The following is a 10,000-nucleotide window of genomic DNA, read 5'->3' on the forward strand; positions in this document are numbered from 1 at the left end:
GCGCGACCCATCTTCATGGTTACGGTGCCGCCTCCCCGGCCGTCGCCGGTTTTTGCGTCTTGCCGAGGTTTTCGGTGAGAAGGTTGATCTTGGTGAAGCCGGAGGTGGACAGACGCGCCATCACCTTGGCCACCGTCTCATAGGGCGCGGCCCCTTCGGCGCGCACATAGATAGGCTTGGAAGTGTCGTTGTCGGTCATGGCCATCAGGCGCGGCGTCAGTTGGTCAAACGTGGCCGCATCGTCCATGACGTACAGCGCGCCGTCGCGCTGGATGGAGACGGTGATCGGATCGCCCTCGTCCTTCAGTGCCGCCGCCTCGGTCTTCGGCAGTTCGATCTTGATGCCTGACGTCAGAAGCGGCGCCGAGATCATAAAGATGATCAGCAGCACCAGCATGACATCGACCATCGGCGTGACGTTGATTTCCGCCAGAGCGCCACGGCGCGCCCGCCGCCTGCCGCGCCGGCGTCCACCGCCTGTGCCTGCATTACCCATTGCCATGTGCGTGCCCCTCTCAGCGACCGGCCAGCTTGCCGCCGAGGCGACCGGTTACCGACACCATCAGTTCATCGGCAAAGCCTTCGAGGCGACCCACGAAGCGCGCCACCTTGGCATTATAGAGGTTGAAGAAGATATAAGCCGGGATGGCCGCGCCCAGACCGATGGCCGTGGCAAAGAGGGCCTCGGAAATCGCCGGAGCGACGGTGGCCAGGTTGGTGTCGCCCTGCGAGGCGATGGCCGAAAAGGCGTTCATGATGCCCCACACCGTGCCGAACAGCCCGATGAAGGGCGCCGCCGTGGCGACGACGGCCAGCAGGCTCAGGCCGTCTTCCATGGCGTCGGCCTCGGTCGAAATGACGTGGTTCAGTTCGCGATCGACGCGCGACAACAGAAGCTCTCCCTCCGGGGCCGAAATGCTCTTGCCCTTATACTCGCCCCAGGCCGACGTCACCGTCACCAGCAGCTTGGGAAAGGGCGCGGTTGGCTGAGTGCCATGCTTGGCGGCAATGTCTTCCAGGGCGCGCCCGGCCGCCAGCTCGGCTTCGAAACCGGCGGCTTCCTTATTCAGCTTGGCCAGCTTGAAGCCCTTCTCGATGATGATGGCCCAGGACCACAGCGACCCCAGCGCCAGAAGAAGCATGACGCCCTTCACAACCCAGTCGGCCCGCAGGAACAGGTCGATAAAGCTGAGGGACTCGGCGGCGTGGGCGGCTTCCATGAACAACTCCTGAGGCAATAGTTAGGTCGGGGCCGGATTCAGTCCAAAGCCGGTGTCGTTTTGCGGAAAACGAAACTGGCTTTTAGACTCCTTTTCGCGTGCCTTATTCGAAAAACCGGTGTCCACTTTTTCGAAGCACGCTCTAGCTTAACCATGCGATCAAATTTTTAAAGGCGCAAAATGGGTGTTTTTTGCTGCATCGCAGCGTTTTACCCGCACGCTTCCCATCCTGACACGGGTTTGGCGACATTAATGTGGCGCGCGGATTATAAAATTCCGAAAAAACCGAAAGGCTCACTCAAACAGATCACCGGTTGAGGGCGTCATCGTCCCATTGGCCGGTGGGTTCAGCCCCAGATGCGTATAGGCCCGGGCGCAGGCCATGCGACCGCGCGGCGTCCGCTGGATAAAGCCCTGCTGCATCAGATAGGGCTCGATCATGTCTTCGACCGCGTCACGTGCCTCGGCAATGGCGGCGGCGATGGTTTCAAGCCCCACCGGCCCGCCATTGTAGTTTTCAATCATGGCGGTCAGGTAGCGGCGGTCGAGCTGATCGAGCCCCGACGGATCGACCTCCAGACGCGCCAGAGCGCGCGCGGCGACTTTTTTGTCGATGATTTCGGCCCCTTCGGCAGTGGCGAAGTCGCGCACCCGGCGCAGCAGACGCCCGGCCACGCGCGGCGTTCCGCGCGAGCGCGAAGCGACCTCAAAAGCGCCGTCCTCACTCATCACCGCCCCCATCTTGCGCCCCGTCCCCATCACCACACGCACCAGTTCCTCGGGCGTATAAAATTCCAGCCGCAGCGGGATGCCAAAGCGATCACGCAGGGGCTGCGACAACAGGCCCGCCCGTGTCGTCGCCCCCACCAGCGTAAACGGCACCAGATCGATTCGCACCGTGCGCGCCGCGGGCCCATCGCCAATGATCAGATCCAGCACATAGTCTTCCATGGCCGGATAGAGGATTTCCTCGACCTGCGGGCTCAGGCGGTGGATTTCGTCGATAAACAGCACGTCATTGGGTTCAAGATTGGATAGAATGGCCGCCAGATCACCAGCCTTAGCCAGCATGGGTCCGGAGGTGGCGCGAAACCCGACCTTCAATTCCTTGGCCACGATCTGCGCCAGCGTCGTCTTGCCCAGCCCCGGCGGGCCGTAAAACAGCACGTGATCGAGCGCTTCCTTGCGCGCGGCGGCGGCCTGAACGAAGACCTTGAGATTGGCCTTGAGCGGGGCCTGCCCCACAAAGTCATCAAAGCTCTGCGGGCGCAGGGCGCGGTCCGAGGCAAAGGCCTCGACCTCGTCGTCCGTCGGTTCGCCGGAAATGATACGCGCCATGAGCTATCCTTAATAACGCGCGGCTGGGTCCCAAAACCGCTTCACACTTTTGGGGCCGCGCTGGGTTTTACGCGCGGCTGGGTCCCAAAACCGCTTCACACTTTTGGGGCCGCGCTTAATTACTTACCAATCAACTTCAGAGACGCCCGGATCACCGCCGCCAGTTCGGCTTCGGGACCCAGTTCCTTGACCGCTGCCTCGACCGCCTGCCGCGACTGCGCTTCGGGAATGCCGAGCCCCATCAGGGCCGCCACGCTCTCGCCATTGAGACTGGCCGCCGGGCTCACCGAGGCCAGCACCGCACCGGGGGCCATCGGCACAAAGGCTTCCCCGACCGCCAGCGCCTTACCTTTCAGCTCAATAACGATGCGCTGAGCCAGCTTGGGCCCCACCCCGTTGGCCTTGTTGACCTTCGTCTTGTCCTCATGGGCTACAGCAATGGCCAGTTCGTGCGGCGTCAGGATGTCGAGCACCGACAGCGCCGCCTTGGGCCCCACGCCCTGCACGGTCAGAAGCTGCTGAAACGTCTTGCGTTCGTCCTTCGACAGGAAGCCATACAGCCGCGTGCCGTCTTCGCGTGTCTGGCTTTCGATATGCAGGATCGTCTCCTGACCATTGCCGGGCAGGTTGGCCAGGGTGCGCACCCCGCACTTGACGATATAACCCACCCCCATGACCTCGATCACGGCTTCGTCGTCTTCGATTTCCAGCAGAATACCGCGCAACCGTCCGATCATGCCGCCGCCCCTTTTTTAGCTGGTCGCGCACCTGTTGCCGAAAACCGCTCCACACTTTTCGGGGTGCGCTCAAGAATCTTATGCTTGCGTTTGTGCGCGTGGGTCACCGCCACGGCCAGCGCATCGGCCATGTCCGCCGTCAGGCCGTTTTCCGCCGTCGCCGCACGTGGCAGCAGACGCTTGATCATAAACAGGATCTGATCCTTGTCAGCCCGCCCGGCACCCACCACGGATTTCTTGACGTCCAGCGCCGCGTATTCGGCAACGCTCAGGCCCGCCTGCGCCGGAGCCAGCATGGCGGCCGCACGCGCATGACCGAGTTTCAGCGTCGAGGCCGGGTTCATATTGACGAAGGTCTCTTCAATCGCGGCTTCCTGCGGACGATACTGAAGGATGACCTTGCCCAGCTCCTCGAACAGATAGAGCAAACGCACCGACAGTTCGGCCTTTTCATCCGGCAGGATGACGCCGTGCGCGACCCAGTTCAGCCGCGCCCCTTCGACGTCCAGAACGCCCCAGCCCAGACGGCGCAGGCCGGGGTCGAGACCGATAATGCGAATCCTGTTGTTCTGCATTCGTTCAGCATTACCCCTTCGCCGCCCCCCGCGCAATCGGCAATTCTTGCCGCCGGGGTTAACTGCTTTGAGCCGCCAAACCGTGGCGTGAAACCTGCACCCGCAGTTGAGAAACGAGCCCAAATCAGGCCTTGGCGCGCCTGCCTGCCTCAAACTGACGCAGGAAGCGATTGTCAAGAACACCGGCTTGGGGTTAAGGTTTGTTAGTGTATTCTTAATGGGGGTTATGGACATGGCGGCACATAAGGGTCATTCCCGCGCCAATGCAGGCCTGTTTATCGGTATTGCCATCGCCGCGGGGGCAGCGGTGGCATTCGCGCTGATCAACGGCGGTGCGCCTTTGTCTGCCGGGCTTTATCTTCCGGACTGGATTAACTGGGTACGCATCACGCCGTCCATGTCGGGCCTTCTGGCCCTGGGGCTGGTTGGCCTGCTGGTCGGGATCGTCGGCACGGTGGTCAGTCTGATGACGCCGGCGCGCAAAACCCCGGTCAAGCGCGCGCCCGCCAAAACCGTCGCCCCGGCACCCACTCCTGCCATCACAGCGGCGCCCGTCGCCGTCCCTGAGACTTCCGAGACGCCCGCGCCGGTGGCGCAACTGGTTGCCGACAATACGCGCAAGGCGTCTTTGCGCTTCGAAGCGCCGGTCGCCGCGGCCCCGCCGCCCGCGCCCGTCAGCGCCACACCTGAACCCGAAACGCCGACGCAACCGCTGCCCAGCGCCGAAATCATTCCGTTCCGCCCGGAGCCCGTACTGGAAACCGCAGAGGTGGCTCCCCCTGAGCCGGTCGCAGAGACCACCGAACCGGCGACTATCGCCGAGCCCGCCGTGGACGAGACTCCGGCGATCTCTGGTGACCCCATCGCGGCGGCGCTGCTGCACGAAGGCCCCGAAGCGCGCACCGAACCTGAGGCCGCCCCGGATATCAATGCCGTTATCCATTCGGCCATGCGCTTTATCGACAGGCCTGATCCGACCTCGGTGACCAGCGTCGAGGAAGTCCACGCCGTGCGCACGCAGGAGGTTGATTCCGATGCTCCGCCACGCGCCGCGCAAACGGAGTCGCTGAGCGAGCGGATGCACGAGGCCCCGGTCGGCTCAACGGCCGAATACAAGGCCTTGTCAGAAGCCTTAGCCGACAACAACACCTTCGAAGACGCCACCCCCCTGCTCGACTCGGTGGTGCTGGAAACGACACCCGCCGAAGCCCTGGAGGCCATAGAGCCCGCGCCGGACGCCGAGCCTGCGGGCGAAAGCGCCGCCGCATCTGTGAACGCCACTGATCCGCAGGCCGAGATTGCGCGCGCCCTGACGGCAGCCCTCGCCCACTGGCCTGACGCCACGCGCGACATTGCCGAAGGCGAACTGCAGGTGCGCCTCAGTCAGCTCTATCACGACAACGCTCTGCAAAGCCGCGAAGCCTTTGCGCGCATCGCTCAGGGCGATCTGAGTGGCGGCGCGGCGGTAATGGCACAGGAGGCGCAGGCTTTTGCCGATGCCCGCCTGCCGGAAAAGGCCGCCGAACTGTGGCGCGTCTATGGGGCCCTGCATATGGGCCGCGACGATACGGCAGCCATGCACGCCTATGAACAGGTGTCGGCGCTGGATACGGCCGACGGCAACATTCATATGTATCTCATCCACCGCTACCGCATGGCCAATGAGACGGACAAGCTGTTGCCGGTCATCGGCCGGGCATTGGGGGTGGTGACCGACCGTGACACCCGCCTTGACCTGCTGACGCAATATGCCGAACTGACCCAGGCGGGCGGCCACCTCGGCCATACGGCGCAGGCGCTGGAGGAACTGAGCCGCATCCGGGGTGAATTGTCGGCCGAAGACCCTGACAATCTGCAAAAACGCTCGGCTCTGGCCATCGCCCTGGCCAAACAGGCGCAGGTGCGTGAACGGATGGGCGAAGGCCCGAAGGCGGCCCCGCTTTATCAGCACGCCCATCGCGTCTTTGCCGAGCTGTCGGCGCGCGTGCCGGATCATGCCGGATTGAAGGCCATGGCTGAAAACGCCCGTCGTGACGCCGAACGGCTGAGCGCCTGAAAACAGACGCACGTCTCTTCAAGGCACCTTGAAATCTTATAACTGAACACCGTATGGCGATGCGGCCAAAGCCGACTGTTCGGCTTCACTTTGATGAGTCTCGCCTGATGCCTGCCCTGCCCCCCGGTCTGATGACCGTGCTTTTGCTGATCGGTTCTAACATCTTCATGACTTTTGCCTGGTACGGGCACCTGAAGGTCAAGCACGAGAAGCTCTGGATCATCATTCTGGTCAGTTGGGGCATCGCCTTCTTTGAATACTGCCTGATGGTGCCGGCCAACCGCATCGGTTACGGCGTCTTTTCCGCGGCTCAGCTCAAGACCATTCAGGAGGTCATTACCCTGTCGGTATTTGTGCTGTTTTCGGTCTTCTATCTCGGCGAAGCCATCCGCTGGACGCACATTGCGGGTTTTGCGCTGATCGCACTGGGGGCCGGGTTCATCTTCTACAAAGGGTGATGCCGGGAAGCGACAGACGAAAAACGTCACATTCTAAAGCTTTGACTCAGGCGGCATCTGTGCCACTATAGGCGTTAACCATATTTTTAGCGGCGGCATTTCGAGGGATAGGTATGAAACGCGCATTGGTAATCATGGGGGGCGTTGCGCTGATGGGGGGGCTGTCGGCCTGTAGTCCCACGCCCCGTTACGACTATGTCGATGCCCGCACTCAGGCGCAGCGCGCCGACGCCTGCGTGGCGCAGTTTGAGCCCGACGGCACGGCGCCTCAGGTGATGACCTACGACTCGCAAAGCAAGACCGAAGTTCACCTGAATCAGGACGGCAAGCTGGTGACCGTCACGGCCCAGAACAAGCCGGACTCCACCTCACTGGGCATGGAAGGCAAGGTCGGTGGCTCACGCCCGGTGTCGTGCACCGATGCCACGGTGGCGCGTGGGCGTACCGATCTGCCGAAGGACCCGCCCAAGCGCGGCAATTGGTGGTGGAAATAGACTTCCGCCAGGACGGATTTCCGAAGCGCCCGGTGCCTGCCGGGCGCTTTTTTGCTGAACCGGGCGGGCGAAAAAGACACGGTGCCCCGCTATCCGGGCTCGGCAAAACTATCTAAGTGCTTTTTTATATATCCGGCGTGCATAAAGCGGGGTGCGGGTGTAGTCCCGGCATATTACGGTACTTACTGACAGGATAATCCCTTGCGTCTGGCGGCTCCGGCCTTGATGGCATTTACCTGCTTGGCAGGACAGGCGACGGCCCAGACACCCGCTCAGCCCGCGCCGGAGGCCAGCCCTGCGTCCACGCCGCCCGCGACGGACGCCCCGCTTACCGAGACGCCCATCATCAGCGACGACGACTTTGAAAAGGCCCTGCCGTCCCTGACCTCCCCGGCCATCAAGCCGCAACCCGTGACACCCGCTCCGACGACAGAAAAGCCCACCACACCGGTGATCACCGCGCCCGCCCCGGTTGCCGAAACGCTGGAACTGCCGCCGCTTAAGCCCACCGAAGACCCGGCCCTGGCCGCGGCCCTGCCGCCGCTCGACAGTTTCAACCCACAGGCCGCGCCCGTCATCCTCAGCGAAAATCAGCAGGCGATCCCGGCCATCCGCTATGACCTGCACGTGGATGGTCTGGCGGCGCTTGATCTCGAAAACCGCTTCAAGGACCTGAGCGCCTTGGAATCCGGAAAAGGCAGCGCCGCCAATGCTGCCATGCTGCGCGCCCGCCTGACCGAGGATGAGCAGACCACACTGCGCCTGCTGAAAGGCGAAGGCTATTACGACGCCGTGGTGGTGGCGCGCATCGAGGCCCCGATCCTGCAACCGGGCGAGAGCCTTCAGGACGCCACCGGCCGCACGCAGGGCCGGGTTCAGGTGCGCGTCTCGGCGCGCGCCGGGGAACGCTACAGCCTGTCTTCCGTCACCGTGAAGGCCGATCCGACCGAGCCGCCGACCCTGATTGCCGACAATCTGCCGCTAAAGGTCGGCGATCCGGTGGACGCCACCCTGATCAAATCCGCCGAAGCCAATCTGGCGCTGGTCCTGCCGCAACAGGGCTATCCGTTTGCCGATCTGGGGATGCGCGACGTGCTGATCGACCCGCAGACGCGCACGGGCGACTACACCCTGCCCGTCACCACTGGCCCGCGCGCCCGCTTTGGGACCATTCGTTCGGAAGGCCAGCGTCAGGCCTTTGGCGACGATCATGTGCGCGTCCTGTCGCGTTTCAACAGCGGCGACCTGTACGACAGTCGTCAGGTGGACGACCTGCGTCAGGCCCTGTCGGCCACCGGCCTGTTTGCCTCGGTGGCGGTCGAGCCGGTCCTGACCGAACAAAAGAACCCCGATGGCACGGCGGTGGTCGATCTCAAGGTCACGCAGAACGCCGGACGCCCGCGCACACTGGCCGGAGATATCGGGTTTTCCACCGGTCAGGGTCTGCGCACCGAACTGAACTGGACGCACCGCAATTTCCGCCCGCCCGAAGGCGCGCTGATCGCCTCGGTCATCGCCGGGACGCAGGAACAGGGTCTTGGCGTGACCTTCCGCCGCTCCAACGCCAAACGCCGCGACCGCACCTTTCAGTATGGCGCGGCCTTCAATAATCAGGCCTACGATTCCTACGAAGCCCAGACCGTGTCTTTCAGTGTGAACGTGTCGCGCGTATCGACACCTCTGTGGCAGAAGCGCTGGACCTGGTCCTACGGGGCTGAGGTGCTGGCGACGCGCGAAACCGGCTTTTCCAAGCGACGCAATGCCAATGTGCAGGATGACTACTTCTACGCCTCCGTGCCGATGAAGCTGAACTATGACCGCTCGGACAATCTGCTCAATCCGGTGCGCGGCTGGCGTGCCGGTGTGCAATCGACGCCGACCGTGTCGCTCAATGGCGGAGCGGGCAACTTTATTGCCAATGTCGGCAGCGCCACCTTTTACCGTCAGGTCAGCCCGAAGGTCGTGCTGGCGGCGCGGGCGCAACTTGCCTCTATCTACGGGGCAGAAACCTCCAATATCGCGCCGTCGCGACGCCTCTATGCCGGGGGCGGAGGCTCAGTGCGCGGCTTTGGCTATCAGGAACTGGGGCCGCGCGACCCGGCCAATAACAACAACCCCATCGGCGGGCGCTCCTCGGTCGAACTGGCCTTTGAAGCGCGCTATCGCATGGGCAATATCGGCATTGTGCCGTTCGTCGATGCCGGTCAGGTCTATGACAAGGAATTCCCGCAGTTTTCCGACCTGCGTTTTGGCGTCGGCGTCGGGGCGCGCTACTATACCAATTTCGGGCCCATCCGCATCGACATCGCCACGCCGATCTCACGCCGCGATGGGGAATCGCCCGTCTCCCTCTATGTCGGCATCGGGCAGGCCTTCTGATGACACAGGACCCGACACCCGACACGCCTGAAACCGCCAAAGCGGCAATAGAGACGCAAGACCACGCGCGTCCGGAAAGGGGCGACGACCTGCCGCCGCCGGAGCGTCCGGCCCCGGTGCGTAAGCCGTTTGCGTGGCGCAAGGCGCTGCTGTGGGCGGGCGGTGCGGTGGGCGGGCTGCTGGTGCTGGGCGGGATCGGCGTGGCGGCGCTCGATAGCGCGCCGGGCAAGCGGTTTATCGTTTCGCAAATCACCGGCCTTAAGCCTGATAATGGTCTGAGGATCGGTGTCGGGCGCATCGACGGCTCGATCTATGGCGATTTCACCGTCCACGACCTGACCCTGTCCGATGCGCAGGGCGTCTTCCTCAAAAGCCCGGCGGTGCGGCTCAACTGGCGACCCTTTGGGTTGCTGAGCAAGCATCTGGATGTGCGCGAACTGTCGTCGCCGCGCGTCGAGTGGCTGCGGCAACCCGCCCTGAGCGAAACGGCCAAGACCACGCCGTCCGAACCCTTCACCCTGCCCGACCTGCGCATCGACGCCGAAAAGGTCGATATCAAGGCCCTCTATCTGGCCCCGGCGGTGACCGGAGACGCCCAGAACCTGACGCTTAGCGGCACCGCCCATCTGAAAAACAAGCGCGCTCTAGTTGACGCGCGTTTGAGCGGCGACCGTGGCGACCGCGCCGTCCTGAAACTCGATGCGCAGCCCGATGCCAACCGCTTTGACATGAATGCAGCGGTC

General features: G+C 63.4%; 9 protein-coding genes and 1 pseudogene. 5 read left to right on the top strand and 5 right to left on the bottom strand.

The features are described 5' to 3' along the window. Positions 1-19: 19 nt before the first annotated feature. The 5 genes from LDL37_RS03570 to ruvC all read right to left on the bottom strand — a co-directional run bounded on the left by LDL37_RS03570 (position 20) and on the right by ruvC (position 3,870). Positions 20-502, bottom strand: coding sequence for an ExbD/TolR family protein (locus LDL37_RS03570; protein WP_126420809.1), 483 nt, complete (start codon positions 500-502; stop codon positions 20-22). Positions 503-515: 13 nt separating this feature from the next. Then, positions 516-1,220: a MotA/TolQ/ExbB proton channel family protein gene (locus LDL37_RS03575; protein WP_290794454.1), complete on the bottom strand. Its 705-nt coding sequence runs from the start codon at positions 1,218-1,220 to the stop codon at positions 516-518. A gap of 294 nt (positions 1,221-1,514) precedes the next feature. Continuing rightward, positions 1,515-2,558 carry a Holliday junction branch migration DNA helicase RuvB gene (gene ruvB, locus LDL37_RS03580; protein ID WP_126420813.1) on the bottom strand — a complete coding sequence of 348 codons (1,044 nt, stop codon included), beginning with the start codon at positions 2,556-2,558 and terminating at the stop codon, positions 1,515-1,517. Positions 2,559-2,677: 119 nt separating this feature from the next. Next, the gene (ruvA, locus tag LDL37_RS03585) at positions 2,678-3,295 is read right to left on the bottom strand and encodes a Holliday junction branch migration protein RuvA (protein WP_290794459.1); all 618 of its coding nucleotides are present in this window, start codon (positions 3,293-3,295) and stop codon (positions 2,678-2,680) included. Next, complete coding sequence (gene ruvC, locus LDL37_RS03590) at positions 3,292-3,870, bottom strand: crossover junction endodeoxyribonuclease RuvC (RefSeq protein WP_290794462.1); 579 nt, start codon at positions 3,868-3,870, stop codon at positions 3,292-3,294. Before ruvC ends, ruvA begins: the two co-directional genes overlap by 4 nt. 232 nt (positions 3,871-4,102) lie before the next feature. On the opposite strand from ruvC, the gene LDL37_RS03595 reads away from it, so the two are divergent. The 5 genes and pseudogenes from LDL37_RS03595 to LDL37_RS03615 form a co-directional block, all read left to right on the top strand. Further along, a complete protein-coding gene (locus LDL37_RS03595) occupies positions 4,103-5,926 on the top strand; it encodes a hypothetical protein (RefSeq protein WP_290794465.1) in 1,824 nt (607 codons plus the stop codon). A 107-nt stretch (positions 5,927-6,033) separates the two neighbouring features. Continuing rightward, positions 6,034-6,384, top strand: coding sequence for a DMT family protein (locus tag LDL37_RS03600; RefSeq protein ID WP_290794468.1), 351 nt, complete (start codon positions 6,034-6,036; stop codon positions 6,382-6,384). A gap of 113 nt (positions 6,385-6,497) precedes the next feature. Beyond that, a complete protein-coding gene (locus LDL37_RS03605) occupies positions 6,498-6,878 on the top strand; it encodes a hypothetical protein (RefSeq protein WP_290794471.1) in 381 nt (126 codons plus the stop codon). 201 nt (positions 6,879-7,079) lie between these two features. After that, positions 7,080-9,257 (top strand): BamA/TamA family outer membrane protein, encoded by a 2,178-nt coding sequence (locus LDL37_RS03610; protein ID WP_290794474.1) that lies wholly within the window; start codon positions 7,080-7,082, stop codon positions 9,255-9,257. Further along, a pseudogene (locus tag LDL37_RS03615) lies at positions 9,257-10,000 on the top strand (DUF490 domain-containing protein); the annotation flags it as partial. The gene LDL37_RS03610 and the pseudogene LDL37_RS03615, both read left to right, overlap by 1 nt.

Origin of the sequence: Asticcacaulis sp. (assembly GCF_020217185.1) — a bacterium.
Classification (GTDB): Bacteria; Pseudomonadota; Alphaproteobacteria; order Caulobacterales; family Caulobacteraceae; genus Asticcacaulis.

What these genes read in the sequence shown, in the direction of transcription:
- LDL37_RS03570 (WP_126420809.1), bottom strand. Translation starts at nt 502, where the DNA reads ATGGCAATGGGTAATGCAGGCACAGGCGGTGGACGCCGGCGCGGCAGG.
- LDL37_RS03575 (WP_290794454.1), bottom strand. Translation starts at nt 1,220, where the DNA reads ATGGAAGCCGCCCACGCCGCCGAGTCCCTCAGCTTTATCGACCTGTTC.
- ruvB (WP_126420813.1), bottom strand. Translation starts at nt 2,558, where the DNA reads ATGGCGCGTATCATTTCCGGCGAACCGACGGACGACGAGGTCGAGGCC.
- ruvA (WP_290794459.1), bottom strand. Translation starts at nt 3,295, where the DNA reads ATGATCGGACGGTTGCGCGGTATTCTGCTGGAAATCGAAGACGACGAA.
- ruvC (WP_290794462.1), bottom strand. Translation starts at nt 3,870, where the DNA reads ATGCAGAACAACAGGATTCGCATTATCGGTCTCGACCCCGGCCTGCGC.
- LDL37_RS03595 (WP_290794465.1), top strand. Translation starts at nt 4,103, where the DNA reads ATGGCGGCACATAAGGGTCATTCCCGCGCCAATGCAGGCCTGTTTATC.
- LDL37_RS03600 (WP_290794468.1), top strand. Translation starts at nt 6,034, where the DNA reads ATGCCTGCCCTGCCCCCCGGTCTGATGACCGTGCTTTTGCTGATCGGT.
- LDL37_RS03605 (WP_290794471.1), top strand. Translation starts at nt 6,498, where the DNA reads ATGAAACGCGCATTGGTAATCATGGGGGGCGTTGCGCTGATGGGGGGG.